General features: G+C 73.1%; 23 protein-coding genes and 1 pseudogene. 10 read left to right on the top strand and 14 right to left on the bottom strand.

Translation table 11 applies throughout. The features are described 5' to 3' along the window. Window positions 1-3 precede the first annotated feature (3 nt). From BBK14_RS30125 to BBK14_RS30095, 7 genes are read right to left on the bottom strand one after another with little or no spacing between them, the layout of a single operon-like run. Entirely contained in the window at window positions 4-2,124 is a 2,121-nt protein-coding gene (locus BBK14_RS30125) for an FtsK/SpoIIIE domain-containing protein (RefSeq protein ID WP_241831962.1), read from the bottom strand. Beyond that, window positions 2,121-2,372 (bottom strand): hypothetical protein, encoded by a 252-nt coding sequence (locus tag BBK14_RS30120; RefSeq protein ID WP_071066540.1) that lies wholly within the window; start codon window positions 2,370-2,372, stop codon window positions 2,121-2,123. Before BBK14_RS30120 ends, BBK14_RS30125 begins: the two co-directional genes overlap by 4 nt. Beyond that, window positions 2,369-3,127: a hypothetical protein gene (locus BBK14_RS39210; protein WP_071066539.1), complete on the bottom strand. Its 759-nt coding sequence runs from the start codon at window positions 3,125-3,127 to the stop codon at window positions 2,369-2,371. The genes BBK14_RS30120 and BBK14_RS39210 overlap by 4 nt, the downstream gene beginning before the upstream one ends. Next, complete coding sequence (locus BBK14_RS30110) at window positions 3,124-3,396, bottom strand: hypothetical protein (protein WP_071066538.1); 273 nt, start codon at window positions 3,394-3,396, stop codon at window positions 3,124-3,126. The genes BBK14_RS39210 and BBK14_RS30110 overlap by 4 nt, the downstream gene beginning before the upstream one ends. Beyond that, window positions 3,393-3,644: a hypothetical protein gene (locus BBK14_RS30105; protein WP_071066537.1), complete on the bottom strand. Its 252-nt coding sequence runs from the start codon at window positions 3,642-3,644 to the stop codon at window positions 3,393-3,395. The genes BBK14_RS30110 and BBK14_RS30105 overlap by 4 nt, the downstream gene beginning before the upstream one ends. After that, entirely contained in the window at window positions 3,641-3,922 is a 282-nt protein-coding gene (locus BBK14_RS30100) for a hypothetical protein (protein WP_071066536.1), read from the bottom strand. The genes BBK14_RS30105 and BBK14_RS30100 overlap by 4 nt, the downstream gene beginning before the upstream one ends. After that, a complete protein-coding gene (locus BBK14_RS30095; protein ID WP_071066535.1) occupies window positions 3,919-4,557 on the bottom strand; it encodes a hypothetical protein in 639 nt (212 codons plus the stop codon). Before BBK14_RS30095 ends, BBK14_RS30100 begins: the two co-directional genes overlap by 4 nt. Before the next feature lie 185 nt (window positions 4,558-4,742). Between BBK14_RS30095 and BBK14_RS30090 the strand changes: the two genes are divergently transcribed. The 4 genes from BBK14_RS30090 (at window position 4,743) to BBK14_RS30075 (ending at window position 6,945) form a co-directional block, all read left to right on the top strand. Beyond that, window positions 4,743-4,961 (top strand): hypothetical protein, encoded by a 219-nt coding sequence (locus BBK14_RS30090; protein ID WP_071066534.1) that lies wholly within the window; start codon window positions 4,743-4,745, stop codon window positions 4,959-4,961. Between the two features lie 30 nt (window positions 4,962-4,991). Continuing rightward, window positions 4,992-5,411 carry a hypothetical protein gene (locus BBK14_RS30085; RefSeq protein ID WP_071066533.1) on the top strand — a complete coding sequence of 140 codons (420 nt, stop codon included), beginning with the start codon at window positions 4,992-4,994 and terminating at the stop codon, window positions 5,409-5,411. A 98-nt stretch (window positions 5,412-5,509) separates the two neighbouring features. After that, complete coding sequence (locus BBK14_RS30080; RefSeq protein WP_071066532.1) at window positions 5,510-6,517, top strand: helix-turn-helix domain-containing protein; 1,008 nt, start codon at window positions 5,510-5,512, stop codon at window positions 6,515-6,517. A 65-nt stretch (window positions 6,518-6,582) separates the two neighbouring features. Further along, on the top strand, window positions 6,583-6,945 hold the full coding sequence (locus BBK14_RS30075) for a hypothetical protein (protein WP_131802458.1): 363 nt from the start codon (window positions 6,583-6,585) through the stop codon (window positions 6,943-6,945). A gap of 107 nt (window positions 6,946-7,052) precedes the next feature. Here BBK14_RS30075 and BBK14_RS36155 read toward each other — a convergent pair whose 3' ends face one another. Together BBK14_RS36155 and BBK14_RS30070 are read right to left on the bottom strand one after the other, a co-directional pair. Continuing rightward, window positions 7,053-7,427, bottom strand: a complete 375-nt coding sequence (locus tag BBK14_RS36155; RefSeq protein ID WP_241831970.1) for a hypothetical protein — start codon at window positions 7,425-7,427, stop codon at window positions 7,053-7,055. Window positions 7,428-8,100: 673 nt separating this feature from the next. Continuing rightward, window positions 8,101-8,427: a DF family (seleno)protein gene (locus BBK14_RS30070; RefSeq protein ID WP_083391343.1), complete on the bottom strand. Its 327-nt coding sequence runs from the start codon at window positions 8,425-8,427 to the stop codon at window positions 8,101-8,103. Window positions 8,428-8,557: 130 nt separating this feature from the next. On the opposite strand from BBK14_RS30070, the gene BBK14_RS30065 reads away from it, so the two are divergent. Both BBK14_RS30065 and BBK14_RS36150 read left to right on the top strand, forming a co-directional pair. Next, window positions 8,558-9,301 carry an ankyrin repeat domain-containing protein gene (locus BBK14_RS30065; RefSeq protein WP_071066530.1) on the top strand — a complete coding sequence of 248 codons (744 nt, stop codon included), beginning with the start codon at window positions 8,558-8,560 and terminating at the stop codon, window positions 9,299-9,301. An 88-nt stretch (window positions 9,302-9,389) separates the two neighbouring features. Next, window positions 9,390-9,551, top strand: a pseudogene (locus BBK14_RS36150) ((2Fe-2S)-binding protein); the annotation flags it as partial. Here the strand turns inward: BBK14_RS36150 and BBK14_RS30060 are convergent. The 4 genes from BBK14_RS30060 to BBK14_RS30050 form a co-directional block, all read right to left on the bottom strand. Next, on the bottom strand, window positions 9,515-10,213 hold the full coding sequence (locus tag BBK14_RS30060; protein WP_071066529.1) for an SRPBCC family protein: 699 nt from the start codon (window positions 10,211-10,213) through the stop codon (window positions 9,515-9,517). The pseudogene BBK14_RS36150 and the gene BBK14_RS30060 overlap by 37 nt on opposite strands. 11 nt (window positions 10,214-10,224) lie before the next feature. Further along, window positions 10,225-10,602 (bottom strand): molybdopterin cofactor-binding domain-containing protein, encoded by a 378-nt coding sequence (locus BBK14_RS43050; RefSeq protein WP_338045523.1) that lies wholly within the window; start codon window positions 10,600-10,602, stop codon window positions 10,225-10,227. Then, window positions 10,599-12,104, bottom strand: a complete 1,506-nt coding sequence (locus BBK14_RS30055; protein WP_338045522.1) for a molybdopterin cofactor-binding domain-containing protein — start codon at window positions 12,102-12,104, stop codon at window positions 10,599-10,601. Before BBK14_RS30055 ends, BBK14_RS43050 begins: the two co-directional genes overlap by 4 nt. A 141-nt stretch (window positions 12,105-12,245) precedes the next feature. Continuing rightward, entirely contained in the window at window positions 12,246-12,881 is a 636-nt protein-coding gene (locus tag BBK14_RS30050) for a nucleotidyltransferase family protein (RefSeq protein WP_071066528.1), read from the bottom strand. Between the two features lie 83 nt (window positions 12,882-12,964). Here BBK14_RS30050 and BBK14_RS30045 point away from each other — a divergent pair, with 83 nt between their 5' ends. From BBK14_RS30045 to BBK14_RS30030, 4 genes are read left to right on the top strand one after another with little or no spacing between them, the layout of a single operon-like run. After that, window positions 12,965-13,843 carry an AAA family ATPase gene (locus BBK14_RS30045; RefSeq protein WP_071066527.1) on the top strand — a complete coding sequence of 293 codons (879 nt, stop codon included), beginning with the start codon at window positions 12,965-12,967 and terminating at the stop codon, window positions 13,841-13,843. Next, window positions 13,840-15,012, top strand: coding sequence for a vWA domain-containing protein (locus BBK14_RS30040; RefSeq protein ID WP_071066526.1), 1,173 nt, complete (start codon window positions 13,840-13,842; stop codon window positions 15,010-15,012). The genes BBK14_RS30045 and BBK14_RS30040 overlap by 4 nt, the downstream gene beginning before the upstream one ends. Beyond that, window positions 15,005-16,195 (top strand): XdhC family protein, encoded by a 1,191-nt coding sequence (locus BBK14_RS30035; RefSeq protein ID WP_071066525.1) that lies wholly within the window; start codon window positions 15,005-15,007, stop codon window positions 16,193-16,195. Before BBK14_RS30040 ends, BBK14_RS30035 begins: the two co-directional genes overlap by 8 nt. Before the next feature lie 47 nt (window positions 16,196-16,242). Then, window positions 16,243-17,214 (top strand): LLM class flavin-dependent oxidoreductase, encoded by a 972-nt coding sequence (locus BBK14_RS30030; protein ID WP_071066524.1) that lies wholly within the window; start codon window positions 16,243-16,245, stop codon window positions 17,212-17,214. Between the two features lie 197 nt (window positions 17,215-17,411). Here the strand turns inward: BBK14_RS30030 and BBK14_RS30025 are convergent, their stop codons facing one another. Next, window positions 17,412-17,651: a hypothetical protein gene (locus tag BBK14_RS30025; protein ID WP_071066523.1), complete on the bottom strand. Its 240-nt coding sequence runs from the start codon at window positions 17,649-17,651 to the stop codon at window positions 17,412-17,414. Window positions 17,652-17,688: the final 37 nt, after the last annotated feature.

Genomic DNA, 17,688 nt, shown 5'->3' with positions numbered 1-17,688 from the left:
CCGCTACATGGCCGGGTCTGGACCGGTGGTGGTAGACGCCGCCGCGGTGCCGACCGGGGTAGGGCGGGGGGTCTCTACCGGTCGCGCGGCGAGCACGTCGGGTGGGATCGCGCCCTCGACGTCGGACCGGTACCAGCCCGCCCGGTTCTCGCCGTCGATCTTCACTTGTTTGCGGGTGCGGTTCACGCCGGCCGCCTCGAGCTCGTCGGCCAGGCGGGTGCCGTCCCAGTCGCCGTAGGTGTCCTCGTCGAGGTTGCGGAGCTCGACGAGGAGTTCTTCGGTCCAGATCCGTGCCCGTTGACCGAAGGCCTCGAGAACGTCGCCGATGACGGCCGGGATGACGTAGCCGGCGCCGGCCGCCGCGGCGCCGATGTCTCCGCATGCCTGCCCGGTGAGGGTGCCTTCGGCCAGGCGCAGCGCGCGGCCACGGGCGCAGATGACTTCGAACGCGGGGTTGTCCAACAGGTCGGCTTTGACCGTGACGAACGACGCCGGGCCGGTGACCAGCACCCCGACACCCTTGTGCTCTTCGGACAGGACGGAGGCATCGGCGCCGGCCGCGGCCTTACCAGCGCCGAGCACCATGTCCGACGACGTCCGGTCCGTGACCTGCGTGGCGTACCGGTAGGTGACGATCTCGCGGAGCTTGGTCGGGACGCTCTTCGCGTCCGGGCGCTGGCTCGCGTACACCGGCATGATCCCGGCGGCCGGACCACGCCGCGCGATCCGGGCGAGCTTGCCGATGATCCGCGCCCGGTCCTTCTCTTCCTCCGTGGCCTCGAAGTACTCCTGTAGCTCGTCGATCACCAGCGGGATCAGCGGCAGATTGTGGCGCCGCATGATCTCCGGGGTGAGCTTGCCTTCGGGGCAGACCGCGGCCGGCAGCGTGGCCAGGAACGCGAACCGTCGGGACATCTCGCTGATCAGCTCGTCGAGCATGTGTTCGAACGCGGCCAGGTCGTCAGGGTCGGCACCGGAGACGTAGCGGTGCGCGACACCGGCCATGGCCCGGAAGTCCGCACCGCCCTTGCCGTCCGCCAACCACAGCTGACACCAGGGGTCGAGCACGGCCGCGGCGACGAGCAGCCGCATCGAGAACGTCTTCCCGCGCCGCGGTAGCCCGCCGAAGAACGCGGACTGCCAGAGCAGGGCGACCTCGACGCGGTTGCCGCGGGCGTCCTGGCCGAACGGCACTGCCCGCCAGAAGTCGAACCGCTCGACGTCGATCAACAGGGACGGTGTCGGCGGGCCGAGGTACGGATCGTCGTCTGCGACCCACAGCGATAGCCGCCGGCCGTGCCCACCCTCGTGCGCGCGGACGCGGCGCATGAGCAGTTGGATCTCGTCGACGCCGAGCTCGGCGGCGATGACGGGTAGGCGTTCGATGGCGTGCGCCGCTGTCTTCCCGCCGCCGCGCGGCAGGTCGAGGACGGTCTCCCAGCCGCGGCCGAGGCGGTCGCGCACGATCGGCGCGCACAGCACCAGCCCGGTACTCGGCTTGAGGAGGCCCGCGGCCCGGAACGCGCCGTTGAGATGGTCGGGTGCCAGGTCCACGCGGGTGTCCGGTTCGATCGCCAGCGACCCGCCTGGCCCCGCCGCGGGCCGCCGCCGTCCGGCCACACCAGCCGCGGTCACCGCGACCGCACCCGACAGCGCGGGTACCCACTCGCCCACGGCGAGAGCACCCACCAGCTCGGCGACCACCCCGCCGCCGGCCGCCCCGCTGGTGATGACCCACCGGGCCTTACGGTGATCGCGGATCACGAAAATTTCTTTCCCGAGTCGGCCGTCGTCGCCGCGGAGCTCGGTGGCGATGTCCTCGGCGCGCACCCACGACCACCAGAACCGCCCCGCCCGCCACGACCCGCGCAGTACCGACATCGGCGCCCGCCAGGCGGACCGGGCCGCGGCCCGCCCGGCGAGCTTGCCAACGTGCCGGGTGGTGGCGCGGCGCACCGCCCGATCCGTCGCCCACGCGGGCAGTCGGATCGGGTCGACCAGCGACCCGCTCGGCACCACGACCGCGGCGGGAGCCGGCGCTGGTTCCACCAGCTCGGGAGCCGGCCGCGGAACCCACGGCCCCGCGACGACCTCACCCACGGCGCGCTCCAACTGCTCGGTCACCGGGCACCACCGTCCGGGAACACCACGACCGACGCCGCCAACGGCCGCACACCGGCCGCCGCCGACACGGCCGCCTCGACCCGCTCGGCGCCGTCCACGACCCGGCATGCCGCCAGGCCGGCAACCTCGACGAGCAGGCACACGAGCAGGCCGGCGGCGCGCAGCATGAGCACGACGACCGCCAGGGCCACGAGCAGGCCGGCGCACCACAGCGGGAGGGACCGCAGGTCCGCACGGATGCCGTTCATGCCGCCACCGACTTCCGTAGGTCCGCCAGGTAGCGCCGCGCCGTCGCCGGTGCCAGACCGGCGGCCGGTGCCAGGTCCGCGGCCAACTGCCGCTCCGACCGTGGGTCATCGGCGGGCAGATTCGCGACGAGTTCGGCCAGGGCGAGCCGGCCGGAGCCACGGGGGGTGGCTCCGGAGCCACCCTCGTCCGGCCCCGGTGCCAGCTCGGCGGCCGGCGGGGGTGCCTTTACCGGCGCTGCGGGTGGCGCTGGGGCCGGCACGGGTGCCACCTCGACCACTTCGGCACCGCCGGGGGCGGGCCCCGCCGCGATGGCGGGCCCCTCCTCCTCGAGGTGCTCGACTGCCTTTCCTCCGCGGGTGGCCTTGAGCGCGGCGACGAGCGCGAACGCCATCACCGGCCACACCGCCATCACCGGCCGCCAGGCCCCGGGCTCGCCGGCGAGCCGGCCGGCGGTGTCGCGGTCGACCAGTGCTGCGGCGAGGTTCACCGCGCCGGAGAACAGCACCGCGGCGACGAGCACGAGCACCGGCGTCTTCACCCCGATGCCGGTCCGCCGCCGGGCCAGGATCTCCAGAATCGCCGCGACCGCCATGCATTCGCCGGTGCTGGCGATCAGTAGTGCCGCCCAGTCGGGTTGGCCGGCCCACCTGGCGATCTCGACGATGTGCCAGAACGCGATCACGAATACGGCGGCGCCGAGCGCGAACGGCAGGGCCGCGGCCAGGAGCCGCTCCAACTTCCCGGCCGGCTTCACGTGGCATCACGCCGCGCCGCGCGTAGCCCCGCGGACAGTTCGATGACGACGCCGGCCGCCGCCGCGGCACCAGCCCGGTACTCCGCGCTGCGTCCGTCCAGCCCCGCCAACGCCCGGCGGATCACGTCGTGGTTGTGCGTTTCGAGGAACACCGCGAACGTCTCGCAGGTGTCCGCGGCACCATCGGMGAACTCGTCGCGCGGATCGTCGACGAGGGTCGTCATCGCCGCGCTCGACCGCTCCACCACCCGCTGCGCCACCGCGTTCACAGGGACCGTCCAAGGTCGAGGTCGGCCAGCAGGGCGTAGGCCACGGCCTGCTCGTAGTCGGTGCGTGCGTAGTCCCGGACCGCCCGGTCGAGCCGGCGCACCACCGGCAGCAGCTCGACTGCGGCCATGTCGGTGAGCATGTCCGGCTCACTGCGGGAGTCGTCGACGGTGACCGCCATCGCGGCCAGGTTCGACAGGATCCGCGCCATCTCGAATCGCTCGGCGATCCCGAAGTCGTTCACGCTCACCGGGCACCGCCCGTCGGGGTCTCTGCGGCCAGCTGGGTGCGGCGCGCGCGGCCGGCGCGGATGTGGGCGATCAGGCCGCGTAGCGCCACCGCGGCGAGCAGCGCGTTGCCCTCCTCGAGGGCGTCGACGAGGATCTCGGCGTGGATCGCCGCGTACGTCGCCATCGTCCGGTCCGCGGCGTCGAGGGTGTCGCGTCGGGCGAACAGGCGGGCCGCGTGGTCCGTCTCTCCGGCGTCCGGCTCGAGGTCGGCCAGCGGGATCATCCGGCCGGGGTTCACGCGGCCACCGCCAGGCCCTCGACGCCGTCCACCTCGACGGCGGGGGCCATGGTGACGCGCAGCGTCGGCGCGATCGGCTTCATCGGGACCTCACCGAGGCCGGCACGGGCGTAGGCCGCGCGGATCGCGTCCAGGTCGGGGGTCGTCCGGGCGGACTCGACGCGCTCGACGAGCGCCCGGCCGTAGGTGCCGGCGGGGATGTGGTCGAGCAGCTTCCGTGCCCGGCGCTTGCCACGCTCGGCGGTGCGGGCCTGCTCGGCGGCCTCGTCGTACTCGGCGGCGGCCGCTTCGATGGTCTCGACCGGCGGCATGTCGGCGGCGGCGAGCAGGGCCGGGCCGGCCGGGATGACCTCGACGGCCGGGGCGGGGGTGAGGCAGTCGCAGCGGGCCGCGGACATGCCCGGGAAGCCGACGGCCGCGGTGCAGCCGAGCGCGTCGTGGTCGGCGGGGCCGTGGCCGCAGCAGGACGCCGCCGGGGCCGCCGCGGGGAGGGCGGGGGCCCCGGTCGGGGTGGTGGTCTCGCCGGCGACGGCCTCGAGGCGGTCCAGGACACGGACGGCGGCGACGAGCGCCAGGCGCCGGGCCGTGTGGGCGAACCGCTCGCGGAGCGGGGTGGTCGTGGGAACGTAGAACACGCGGGTCTCCTGTGCACTCAGGTGGTCCGTAGGCCCCGGCCGGTGCTCGCAACACCGGTTCGGGGCCGCTCTGCCTTACAGAGCCATACGATAGCGGATAGCGGGTATCTGGTACACCCATATTGAACAACGGGCACCCATGAGATAGCGGGTAGCGGATATCCGCGATCGGCTAGGCTCTGAGCATGCAGATACACCCGACGCTCGACCAGATCCGCGCCCTGCCCGCCGCCGAGCGCCTGGCCGTCATCGCTGAACTCGCCCAGCGCGTTGAGGATGCGCGTCCGCTCCGGGATGGGGCCATCCGCGAGCTCCGTGCCGCAGGCGGGCACACCGTCGACCAGCTCGCCGCTGCCGCCCACGTCTCGACGGCAACCGTGAAGATCGTGCTCCGACAGTCGTAGTGGTCCGCAACCGAGGAAGGAGAATCGCGGGTGCACAAGATCACGACTATTGATCAGATAGCCATCGGCGACGTGTTCGCAGTCCTGCCTGACGGCGTCTTCGTCGACGGCCAGACCGTCCCGGCCGTCGAGCTGAGTGACGCGCTCGCGCCCGGCAGCGGCCACGACCTCGCTTTCCACCGGAAGGTCTGCGCCAACCCCCCAGAGATCACCGGGAAGCGTCGCCGCAAGGTGACCGTGATCGTCCGCGAGGATGACGGCGGCGGCGCGGTGCCGGCCGGCTTCCTGTGGCAGATGCACACGGATGCGGACCAGCCGATTCTGATCATCGGCCACACCGGCGACACGGCCGCGCGGATCACCGGCGATCCCGAACTACTGCGCACCGCCCACCGAATGGCCGATCCGCTCGAGATGTGGCCGGGAGACCCGTTCCCCCGCGCCGAGTAGAAGACCACCACCCGCACACGAAGCGGGCCGGCCGGGTGCTACCAACACCCGAACCGGCCCTTGATCGATCACCCTTGCGTAAGAAGGGCCATCAACCCGTGTCCCATCATGCCCGCGGCAGCCTGCCCGGGGACGACCAGAACGGCGACCAGGCACCCCCGGTAACCCGGTGGGATGTCGAGCGCGCCGTCATGGCGTCCGACCTCCCAGCGAACGCCCGCCTTGTCGCCCTCGTGCTCTGCGCCGCCACCGCCCGCKGCACCGCGGTCGTCCCGCCGGAGTTCTCCCCATCGCTCGACCGGCTCGCCAGCAGAACCGGCCTCGGCCGCGCCACCGTCGCCCGGGAACTCAACCGTCTGGAGGCGGACGGGTGGGCGATCCGGCACCGGGCCAGCGGTGTCCGCACCTGGTACACGCTCGCCGTGCCGACCAGTCCCGCAGCGGGACGGGTCCCGGAACGGGACGGGTACCAGTCTCACGACGGGACGGGTACCCGTCCCGCTGCGGGACCCAATCAGAAGTGTTCTTCAGAAGGTTCTTCAGCAGCAGCGGCGGAGCTCTCCGACGAGGACCACGGCGACGCCCTCGACGAGCACGAACCCGGCACCGAGCAGACCAGCCACGGCCAGGCCCCGGCCGTCGAGGTCGACCCGCACGGCGACGTGGTCCAGGCCCTCACCGGCGACGGTGGCATCCCCGCGTCGTGGGCTGCCGACATCTGGGCCGCCCTCGACCGCGGCTGCACCGTCGGGCAGATCGGCGACGCCTACCGGGCGCCGATCACCGGCACGGTGTCCAGCCCGGCCGCGATCCGCCGGACCCGCATCCGCGACCTGGCACCCGAACCTGCCCGGCCGGTCGCACCGACCGTCTACGTGCCGCCGAACGTGCGTTCGATGTGCCAGCACGGCAAAGCCGGGCCCTGCCCCGTCTGCGAACGCCTCGAGGCCGGCCCGGCGGCGGACGACGTGGACGACGTCCAGGCCCCCGCCAGACCGGACCCCCGCCAGGCGGCCGTGGTGCTGTCCGCGGCCACCCTGGACACCCTGACCGCGGTCCGCGGCCGGCTACCCCGCAAGCCGGGCCCACGGCGGCGGCGCCGATGACCACCACAGGGTCACCGGTGGCGGGGAATGGCTCGCTACGCTGCCTTCCTCACACGGGGGGACACATGAGGACACACGGCGTCTTTGGCGTGCTCGCGCTCGTCGCGCTCACGCTCACCGCAGGCTGCGGCAGCAGAGTCGACCAGCCAGATCAGCCAAGCCGGCCGGCCGAGCAGGCACCCGACCCTGACCAGTTCATCCGCGACACCCGCCGGCTCGGCTACACCGGCACCAACCTTGAGGCACTCGCCATGGGCCGAACCCTCTGCGACCTACTAGGCGACCTGCTCGACGGATCCACTTTCGACTGGCAGGCCACGGCCGAGATGCTTGCCGACGAGACCGGTGACCCACCCTCACACCACATGGCGCTGTTCACCACCGCTACGGAGAACCTCTGCCCCGCCGCCGACGAAACGCGGCCCTGACCAGTGATGCCGTCAACGACCGGCCGCAGGTCACGGACTGTCACCCCGTCGCGGGTTTGTCTGGTGCGGGCACTGGTGCGGACATGGTGAGGACACCCGCCCCACTTTCAGCCCCTCGACCACCATCGTCCGCACCCGTCCGCGACTCGAAACCCCTTGCATTGCAGGCACTTCCGCCTACTCGCACTCTCGCCCATCCGGTTGCCGGTGGGGTTCAAATCCCCGAGCCTCCGCCCCTCGCGGTCGGGCCCGTCCAGCACGGACGGGCCTCTGACCAGGTACTTCTTTCCACTCTCTGAAATCCCGGTGCCCGCGCTTCCGCTGGTGCCCACAGGGTGCCCACGTGGCGCAGGGCGGGGGATTGCCGCGGCCACTGTCTCCGCCGCCTGCTGCCCCGCCGAGCGCAGCAGATGGACGTACAGGTTCGCGGTGATCGACGACGACGAGTGACCGAGCCGCTTGGAGACCAGGGCCAGGTCCACCCCGGCCGCAAGCTGGATCGACGCCGACGAGTGCCGCAGGTCGTGCAGCCACCGCGGGGACAATGCGGGGACAACAGGTCCCGGCCGAGCTCGGCCCCGACCTCGACGTCGACCGGCAGCGGCTCGGCCAGGTGCAGCCGCGCGCGGGTGCCGCGCATCTGCTCGACCGAGACCACCTGAACCTGCCCCCGGGGCTGTCGTCACCTCCTCTGAGTAGGCCTTCCGCAGGTGACACGACAGCAGGCGACAGGACACACAGGACACACAGGACAGGCGACACCAGCCGCGACCGCGCGGCCGTTTTAGCCCGGCCCGGCGGCAAGCTGCCCGCCCCGGGTTTACCCGGCTGGAGACAGGGCAGGGGGCGAGCTGGGTGCTGCCTGGCCACTCCCGGAGTTGGCGACTGTGTGGCCGGGAGCGCCCGCCTCGACCGCCGGCCCCGCTGCCCCACCCCGGGACCGGCGGCCTAGCGCGGGAAGCGGCGGGCGGGGCGACGGCCCACGCTGGGACTCCGCCGCCCCAACCGCACGAGCGCCTGCTGCTCGGCGCCCTCGACACCGAAAGCCCTGGCCTCGCCGCCCTGCTCGGTGACTCTGCTCGGTGACTCGGTGAGTTGGGCCTGCGGGTCCCCCGCTGCGCGCCCGAGTGGCGTCGGTCCTGAAGGCCGCCCCAGCTAGCGGCCCCCGGCGGCGTCCGTGACCGCGTCGAGCACCCAGTCGTCCGGCGGACTGCCGCGCAAGCCGTCGGCGGTGGGATAGACCCGGCACTGCAACCCGTAGTCGATCCGGCTCGCCGCCGACGGGTCGACGTCGCGGCCGTCGACCCGCAGCGTCGGCGAGCCCAGGAACCGCAGCGTCCGCGCCCTCTCGGGACCTTCGACCTCGACGAGCCGCACCGGCTCGTGCACGCCCGCACGTGTCAGCAGGTCACCCAGGTGGGCCAGCAACGGCCGGTAGTTCAGGCAGTCCGTGACATAGAGCAGTTCGACAAGCACCGTCACCCTCGCCTCCGTCCGGTCAGAGCGAGTGGCCCACACCAGCGTTGACCGACCTTTCACGCCCGGCAACACTCGACCCGGGCGACGACGCCCGCCGCCGGCACGTGCCGGTCACAAAGCGAGAGGACCGGCTGTGTTCATCAGCACCGACGACCCGCGCGCCGTCGCCGCGGTCGCCGCCGTCCACGCCGGCGACCTGCCCACACTGCGCCAGCTACTCGCCGACCACCCCGAACTTGCCACCGTTCACCTCGGAGACGAGGGGGACCAGGGGATGTCCCGGACCATGCTTCACGTCGCCACCGACTGGCCCGGCCACTACCCGAACGGCCCCGCCACCGTGGCCACCCTGGTCGAGGCGGGCGCCGACGTCGACGCCCGGTTCACCGGGCCCCACACGGAAACCCCGCTGCACTGGGCCGCCAGCAGCGACGACGTCGCCGTCCTCGACGCGCTGCTCGACGCCGGAGCCGACATCGAGGCCGAAGGCGCGGTCATCGGCGGCGGCACCCCGCTCGACGACGCCTGCGCCTTCGGCCAGTGGAAAGCCGCCCGGCGGCTCGTCGAACGCGGCGCCAGCACCACCCTCTGGCACGCCGCCGCCCTCGACCTGCTCGACCGCCTCACCGCCGCCTTCGACGCGACACCGCCCCCGACCGCCGAAGACACCACCCACGCATTCTGGAGCGCCTGCCACGGCGGCCAACGCCGCACCGCCGAATACCTCCTCGACCACGGCGCCGACATCAACTGGGTCGGTTACGACGACCTGACACCTCTCGACGCCGCCCAACGCGCCGGAACCAACGAACTCGTCGCCTGGCTACACCACCGCGGCGCCCGGTCCACCGGAACCACCATCAAGACACAGTGCTGACGAACACCAGCGCATCCTCTGCACACCGCCTCCACGGACCACCGCACCCCTGCCGGTCCACTGAGCCGGGTGGGCCCGGCGGAGGCGCTTGCAGTGCGGCTTCTGCACCCCGGGTTTCGTCATTTCCATCACCGCGTTGCTGCGCGACATCCCGAGCCCGTCGGACGAGGAGATCCGCGAGGGCCTGTCGGGGAACTACTGCCGCTGCACCGGCTACCAGGGAATCCTCGAGGCGGTGCGCCGCGCCGCGGCCACCGGTGCCATCCGCTTCGCCACGGGCACGGCGATCGTCCCGAGCAGGTTCACCGGGACGGGCTCCTGGCCGCGCGTCTCCGCGCGGGCGGCTGCGATGTCCCCGCCGGCCGGGCGCGGAGTGGGGCGCGTGGCAGCTTCCTGATGAGGAGCGGGAACGTCCGCCGCGGCAACGGGAGTGTCGTCAGGTGCTGAGTCGGGTACGGAGGCGGGGGCCGCGGAGAGGACGTTGCTCTCCAGGCACTGGACGAACTGCCGGAGCAGCTTGGCGCTCACGTCGGCGAGCACGCCGCGGCCGAACTGCGCGGCCTTGCCGGAGATGGTGAGGTCGGTGGAGAGCCGGACGGCGGTCGCGTCGCCGTCCTCGGTGAGGGTGGCGGTGATGACCGCGCTGGCGTTGCCCTGGCCGCGGGTCTCGCGGCCGTCAGCCCTGATCACGGCCCGGTGGGCGGCGTGGTCCTTCTCCTGGAAGGTGGCCTTGCCCTTGTACTGGGCGGTGATCGGCCCGACCTTCACCTTGACCGCGCCGCGGTACTCCTCGCCCTCGACCGACAACAGCTCGGCGCCCGGCATGCACGGTGCGATCAGTTCGAGGTCGGTCAGCACGTCCCATGCCCGGTCGATCGGCACGGCGACCCGGAACTCGTTGGTCAGCTCCACTGCTTATGTCCTCACGGTGTCGGCGCCGCGGACGACCGGCGCGCCTTCTCCAGCAGCGAGACGATCGTCGCGGGGCTGGCGGGCAAACTTGTGATCTTCACGCCGAACGGGGCCAGCGCGTCGGCTACGGTGTTGACGACCGCCGGGGCCGAGCCGATCGCGCCGCCCTCGCCGACCCCCTTGTAGCCTCCCGGGCCGGGCGCGGGGGTCTCCAGGTGGCCGTACTCGATCGTCGGGACCTCGGTGGTCGTCGGGAGGAGGTAGTCGACGAACGTCGAGGCGAGCGGGTTGCCGTCGGGGTCGTAGGCGAGGTTCTCCAGCAGGGCGCCGCCGATGCCCTGCACGGTTCCGCCGGCGATCTGCCCCTCGACGACGTTCGGGTTGATCATCGGGCCGACGTCCTCGCCGACGATGTGGCGCAGCAGCGTGACCTTGAGCCACTGCGGCTGCCGGCGGTGCCGGCGCCGAACGGTGTGACCGCCGTGCCGCCCTGGATCGTGGCGACCTGGTCGAGGTCGACGCCCAGCGCGTCGGCGGTCAGCTGCACCACCGTCGTCTCGATGCTGTTGCCGGTCGAGCCGCCGGCCACATAGACGTTCACCGCGCCGGACGGCTCGATACGGATCGTGGCGCCCTCGGTGGCGTAGTACCCCATCCCGGTCGAGGTGGGCTCCACATAGCTGCAGGTGCCGCCCCCGAGGTAGCGGCCGGCCGCGCGGGCCTCGTGCTGCTCGCGGCGGAACGCCTCGTAGTCGAGCATCTCCAGCGCTAGGTCGAAGGTCTCCCGCAGGGACATGTGGTCGTAGGGCATCCCGCACGGGTTCACGTACGGCATGTCGGCCAGGCCGAGCAGGTTGCGCCGGCGCAGCGCGACCGGGTCGAGGCCCATCTGCCGGGCGGCGATGTCGAGGAGCACCTCGCGGGCCATCGACTCGAACTGCCAGGGGCCCCGGTAGGCCGTCCGGCCGCTGGTGTTCGAGAACAGCGAGACCGTCGACCAGGTGGCCTGGGGGATCCGGTACGGGCCCGGAAAGATCATCCCGACGGCCGCCGACGTCCCGACCGGCCACGGGCTGGGGTAGGAGCCGACGTCCTGGACGTGGTCGATGTGGGCGGCGAGGATCTCGCCGTCGGCAGCGAACGCCATCCGCGCCCGGCCGTGCTCGTGGCGGGCCTGGCCGGCCGACATCAGGTTCTCGCGCCGGTCCTCGATCCACTTGATCGCGGCGGGGACCTTGCGGGCCGCCAGCATGACGCACATGTCCTCGCGTAGCGGGATGACCTTCTGGCCGAAGCCGCCGCCGGTGTCGCGCATGATGACCCGGACGCGCTGCTCGGGCAGGCCGAGCAGCCGGGCGCAGAACGCCCGGACCTCGTGCGGGGCCTGCGTCGCAGCCCAGATCGTGAGCTCACCGGCGGACCACTCGACGACCAGCCCGCGGGTCTCGATCGGCACCGCGGCGTAGCCCTGCTGGTAGATGGTCTCGTCGGCGACGTGCGCCGCGGCGGCGAAGACCTCCTCGGCGATGTACCGACTCTCGGCGATCACCAGGGCGACCGGGTCGCCGACGAAGCGGACCTCGTCCGAGGCGAGCGCCGGCCGGGGCGTGTCCGGGATGTCCTTGCCCATCGAGGTGTACCACTGCTCGCGGATGTCCGGGTTGAGATCGGCGGCGAGGAACACGGCGTGGACACCGGGGAGGTCCAGCGCGGCCGAGATGTCGACATGGGTGACGCGGGCGTGGGCGAACGGGCTGCGCACGAAGCAGGCGTGCAGCATGCCCGGCCGCCGGACGTCGTCCACGAACGTGCCGTGCCCGGTGAGCAGGCGCCCGTCCTCCACCCGCTGGACCCGGGTGCCCGCATAACGCGCCGCGGTGGTCTCGCGCATGAGCACCTGCTCCGTTCGTGCGCCGGACGGCCGGACGGTCGGATAGCCGGCATACCGCGTACGTCATGGATGCCGTGTACGTCACAGATGCCGCCGGCGCACGACTCTAGCCGTCCGGGCCCGACGATGTTGGGCGACCGCTCAGGAGGGCGCGTCCGCGGCGGTGCCGGCCGCGGACGGGCGGGAACCGGGCCAGCGCCGTACATCCTCCGGGGTGTCGAGGTCGGCGGGATCACCCGGGACCGGCACCTCGTCGACCAGATCCGGGTGCGCGGCGAGGAAGCGGCGCGCACCCTCGTCGGCACCGGCGAGCGCGATCGCCTCGCGCCACAGCCGCGGCGCCATGACGATCGGATGTCCGCGCCGGCCGCCGTAGCGGCCGACGGCGACCCGGCCCGGCCGCCAGGCCGCCAGGACGGCGCGCACCGCGTCCGCGCCGATCCCGGGGGTGTCGACCAGCAGCACCGCGACCGCGTTTACCCCCGCCGTATCGGCAGTGGGCGCCAGGCCGCGGGCGCGGTCCAGCGCGAGTGTGAGCGAGCTGCGCTGCCCGCGGCCGGGGTCAGGGTTCACCACGACGTCCGCGCCTGGAACGGCCGTGCCGTCCCGGACCACCGCGATGATCAAGCGGCAGCCGGCGTCCCGCGCGGCGGCCACCGCGCGGTCCACCAGTCGCGCCCCGCCCACGACGAGCTCGGCCTTCGGCGCGCCCATCCGGCTGCCGCCGCCCGCCGCGAGCACGGCCGCGACGATCCGGGCCGGTGCGTGTCCGGTCATGCCGGCCAGTCTGGTCCCGTCGGTCAGTCTGGTCCCGCCCGCGTGGCGGGAACCGGGGCGGGGAGGATGCCAAACTCGCCGTCATGCCGTTACGTGACTTCGCCGACCCGGCGGCGGTGGCCGGTGCGCTCGACGCGGCCGGGTACGTGCCGGACGAGGGCGTCGCCACCGCCGCGTTCCTCGCCCTGCGGATGGGCCGGCCGCTGTTCGTGGAGGGCGACCCCGGCGTCGGCAAGACCGCGCTGGCGCACGCACTGGCCACGGTCTGCCAGGCCCGCCTGATCCGCCTGCAGTGCTACGAGGGCATCGACGTGAGCCAGGCGCTCTACGACTGGGACTTCCCGCGCCAGGTCCTCCACCTGCGTKCCGCCGCCGGCAGCGCGGACCCGGGCGAGATCGAGGCCTCGCTGTACGACCGCCGCTTCCTGATCGCCCGCCCGGTGCTGCAGGCACTCGAGCAGAGCCCCGCCGTCCTGCTCGTCGACGAGATCGACCGCGCCGACGACGAGTTCGAGGCGTTCCTGCTCGAGGTGCTCGCCGAGGGCTCGGTGACGGTCCCGGAGATCGGCACGATCCGGGCGGACGTCCCGCCGCTGACGGTGATCACCTCGAACCGGACCCGTGAGGTGCACGACGCGCTGAAACGCCGCTGCCTCTACCTGTGGCTGGACCATCCGGACTTCGCCCGGGAGGTGGAGATCGTCCGGCGGCGGGTGCCGGGCGCGGCGCGCCAGCTCGTCGCGGACGTCGCCCGGGCCACCGCGCGGCTGCGGGAGGCGGGCCTGCTCAAGCCGCCCGGCATCGCCGAGACGATCGACTGGGCGCTGGCCCTGCACACCCTCGGCCGCTCCCGCCTCGACGGGGAGGCGGCGCGGATGACGCTGGGCGCGGTGCTGAAGTACCGGGAGGACATCGTCCGCGCAGAGCGGGAGCTGGGCGAGATCGTCGGCGGGCTGACGTGAACGCGCGGCCGTCCGCCGCGGGTCCGTCCGCCGCGGGTCCGCTCGCCGAACCGGACCCGCTGGTCGCCCTGACCGGGTTCGCCCGCGCGCTGCGCGGCGCCGGCGCGGCGGCGGACGCGAGCCGGGTCGCGACGGCGGTGCAGGCACTCACCCACCTCGATCCCACCAGCGCCGCCGACGTGTACTGGGCCGGTCGCCTGGCGCTGTGCGCCGAACCGGACGACCTGCCGCGCTACGACGCGCTGTTCGACGAGTGGTTCCGCGGGCGCCTCGACGGGCTGCCCGGGCAGGCCGCCGCCGGGGCCGTCGCGCCGTCGTCGCGGGCGGTGCGGGTCTGGCCGTCCAGCGGCGCCGGCACCGCGCGCGACGACGGTGACGACAGCCCGGCCGACCCGCTCCCCGTCGGCGCGAGCGACGTCGAGCTGCTGCGCCGCCGCGACGTCGCGGACCTCAGCCCGGCGGAGCGGGCCGAGATCGACCGGCTCGTCGGCCTGCTTGCCCCCCGGGTCGGGTCCCGTCCCAGCCGCCGGCGCCGGCCCGGCGGGAACCGCGGGCTCGACCCGCGCCGCACCGTGCGCGCCATGCTGCGCGACGGCGGCGAGCCCGGTGAGCTCGTCCGCGCGCGCCCGCGGGTACGGCCCCGGCGGCTGGTGTTCCTCGTCGACGTCAGCGGTTCCATGAGCCCCTACGCCGACGTGATGCTGCGCTTCGCGCACGCCGCCGTCCGGGTCGCCCCGTTCGCCACCGAGGTGTTCACCTGCGGGACCAGGCTGACGCGACTCACCCGTCCGCTGCGGCTGCGGGACGCGGGGGAGGCCCTGCGGGCGGCCGGCGAGGCGATTCCCGACTGGAGCGGCGGCACCCGCCTCGGGGAGTCGCTGCGCGCCTTCCTCGACCTGTGGGGGCAGCGGGGCACCGCCCGCCAGGCGGTCGTGGTGATCGTGTCCGACGGGTGGGAACGCGGCGACGTCACCCTGCTCGCCGAGCAGATGGCCCGGCTGGCCCGGCTCGCGCACCGGGTCCTCTGGGTGAACCCGCACACCGGCCGGGACGGGTTCACGCCGACCGCCGCAGGTATGTCCGCGGCGCTTCCCCACGTGGACGACCTGCTGGCCGGGCATACGTTCCAGGCACTGCGAGGACTTGCCGAGGTGATCTCCGATGCGTGACGTGCTCCCCGACCTCGAGAGCTGGTGGCAGGCGGGGGAGACCGTGGGCCTGGCGACGGTCGTCGGCACCTGGAAGTCGGCCCCGCGCCAGCCGGGCGCGGCGATGGCTGTCACCCCGGACGGTTCGGTCGTGGGCAGTGTCTCGGGCGGCTGCGTCGAGGGGGCCGTGTACGACCTGGCCGAGCAGTGCCGCGCGACGTCCGTCCCCGTCCTGCAGCGCTACGGGGTCAGTGACGACGACGCGTTCGCGGTGGGCCTCACCTGCGGGGGCATCATCGACGTCTTCGTCGAGGCGGTGAGCCGGCGGACGTTCCCCGAGCTCGGCGGGATCCTCGCCGACGTCCGGGACGGCCGGCCGGTCGCGGTCGCGACGCTGGTCAGCGGGGTGGGCACCAGCCCCGTCGGGTCCCGCCTCGTCGTCCGGCCGGGCTCCGTCGAGGGCACCCTCGGCAGCGCGCGGTTCGACACGGCCGTCCGCGACGACGCGCGCGGGATGCTGGAGCAGGGCCGGACGGGCATCGTCCGCTACGGCCCGGACGGCGAGCGGCGCGGTGACGACAGTGCCGTCTTCGTCGCCTCCTATGCGCCGCGGCCGCGGCTGATCGTCTTCGGTGCCATCGACTTCGCCGCCGCGCTGGCCAGGGTGGGCGCCTTCCTCGGCTACCGGGTGACGGTGTGCGACGCACGGGCGACGTTCGCCACCCGCAAGCGGTTCCCCGAGGCCGACGAGGTGGTCGTCGACTGGCCGCACCGCTACCTCGCCGCGACGGCGGTGGACGAGCGCACGACCGTCTGCGTCCTCACCCACGATCCGAAGTTCGACGTGCCGCTCCTGGAGGTCGCGCTGCGCCGGCCGCTGGCCTACCTCGGCGTCATGGGCTCGCGCCGCACCAACGCCGACCGCGCGCGGCGGCTGCGGGAGCTCGGCTTCTCCGACGCCGACCTGGCCCGCCTGCACGCGCCCATCGGCCTGGACATCGGGGGGCGCACACCGGAGGAGACCGCGATCTCCATCGCCGCGGAGATCATCGCGACGCGGCACGGGGGATCGGGCGCCCAGCTACGGCAGCTGTCCGGCCCCATCCACCATGACCTGTCCGCGCCGGCCGGTGACCCATCCACGACGTTCGGTGATCCATCCGCGCCGGCCGGTGACGTGCGGGCGTCGGCCCATGACGGCTGAACGTCGAGTGCCGATCGCACGGATCTGATTCCTGTTACTCTCCGGCCGTGCTGTTCGCCTTACGCTTCGACTTCCGTAATCCGGACCTCGCCGGTACGACCATGGCCGACCGTTACGCGGCGGCCCTCGACATGGCCGAGTGGGCTGACCAGCTGGGCTGCGTGACCATCGCGGTCTCGGAGCACCACGGCTCGCCGGACGGCTACCTTCCCAGCCCGATCCCGATGCTCGCGGCGATGGCCGCCCGCACCACCAAGGTGCGCTTCCGTATCGCGGCGCTCATCGCACCGTTTCACGACCCGCTGCGCCTCGCCGAGGACCTGATCTTCCTCGACAACATCAGCAAGGGTCGCGTCGACCTGATCGTCGCGGGCGGGTACGTCCGCGAGGAGTTCGCCATGTTCGACATCCCGATGTCCGAACGCGGGCGCCGGGTGACCGAGACCGTGACGACCCTCAAGGCCGCGTTCTCCGGCGAGCCGTTCGAATACCGCGGCCGGACGGTCCACCTCACCCCCGGTCCCTTCCGCCCCGGCGGCCCGCAGATCTCGCTCGGTGGCAGCAGCGAGCCGGCCGCCCGTCGCGCGGCGCGCATCGCCGACGGCTTCGTCCCCTCGGTGCCGGAGGTCTGGGAGTTCTACCGCGACGAGGTCCAGAAGCTCGGCCGGCCCGATCCCGGACCGAGCCCGATCGGCCCTAACCAGGTCACCGCGCTCGCTGAGGACGCCGACGAGGGCTGGAAGCGAATGTCGCCGTTCTTCCTCCACGAGACGAACGCCTACGGCGTCTGGCAGGCCCAGAACAACGCGGCCTCTCCGTACCGCACGGCTGTCGATGCCGACCATCTGCGCACGACCGGGCAGTACCGGGTGCTGACGCCCGAGCGGCTCGTGGCCGAGCAGAAGGCCGCGTCATTCGCGTTCACCCAGCTCCACCCGCTGTGCGGGGGAATGCCGCCCGAGTCGGCGTGGGACAGCCTGCGCCTGTTCGAGCGCGAGGTTCTGCCGGCCTTCCGCTGATCCGTCGCCCCGTCTGATCCGCGCCCGCCGGCGGTCGACGCCGCTTCTGGCCGCTGGCGGACCGTACTGATCCCTGGTTCCCGAATGCTGATGCCCGAAGCCGGAACCGGCTTCGGGCATCAGCATTTCGGGCCCGTGGAACCCCGGGTTCGCGATTCCAGCCGGCGTTCGTGTTCGCGGGCCGGCGGCCCGCGCGGTCAGATCCCCGGATCGGCCGGGTCCACCCGTACGACGCGGAAGTCGGCGCCGACGATCCGCCCGTACATCTCGGCTGACATCGGGCCGGGGAACGTCCCGACGACGGAGGTCGGGGATCCGGCGTCGTCGACGAGCACGACGGCGTAGGCGCTGGGTGCCGCCCACTTCCCGCGCACGGCGTGCTCGACGCGCCGCCAGCTCTCCTCGGACGGGGGGTGCAGGGGGCTCGGTGTCGTCACGCCGGCCTCGCTCTGCGGAAAATGAATTTAACTTCTT

This window comes from Parafrankia soli (assembly GCF_001854695.1).
GTDB classification, from domain to species: Bacteria; Actinomycetota; Actinomycetes; order Frankiales; family Frankiaceae; genus Parafrankia; species Parafrankia soli.
Note: the sequence above shows the minus strand (reverse complement) of the source record. Positions and strands in the feature narration are given on the sequence as shown.

Bases quoted from the DNA above. Each gene is read 5' to 3' on its own strand.
- BBK14_RS30120 (WP_071066540.1), bottom strand. From the start codon at position 2,372: ATGAACGGCATCCGTGCGGACCTGCGGTCCCTCCCGCTGTGGTGCGCC.
- BBK14_RS30075 (WP_131802458.1), top strand. From the start codon at position 6,583: ATGAGGACACACGGCGTCTTTGGCGTGCTCGCGCTCGTCGCGCTCACG.
- BBK14_RS30035 (WP_071066525.1), top strand. From the start codon at position 15,005: ATGCGTGACGTGCTCCCCGACCTCGAGAGCTGGTGGCAGGCGGGGGAG.
- BBK14_RS30090 (WP_071066534.1), top strand. From the start codon at position 4,743: ATGCAGATACACCCGACGCTCGACCAGATCCGCGCCCTGCCCGCCGCC.
- BBK14_RS30050 (WP_071066528.1), bottom strand. From the start codon at position 12,881: ATGACCGGACACGCACCGGCCCGGATCGTCGCGGCCGTGCTCGCGGCG.
- BBK14_RS43050 (WP_338045523.1), bottom strand. From the start codon at position 10,602: ATGATCAACCCGAACGTCGTCGAGGGGCAGATCGCCGGCGGAACCGTG.
- BBK14_RS30055 (WP_338045522.1), bottom strand. From the start codon at position 12,104: ATGCGCGAGACCACCGCGGCGCGTTATGCGGGCACCCGGGTCCAGCGG.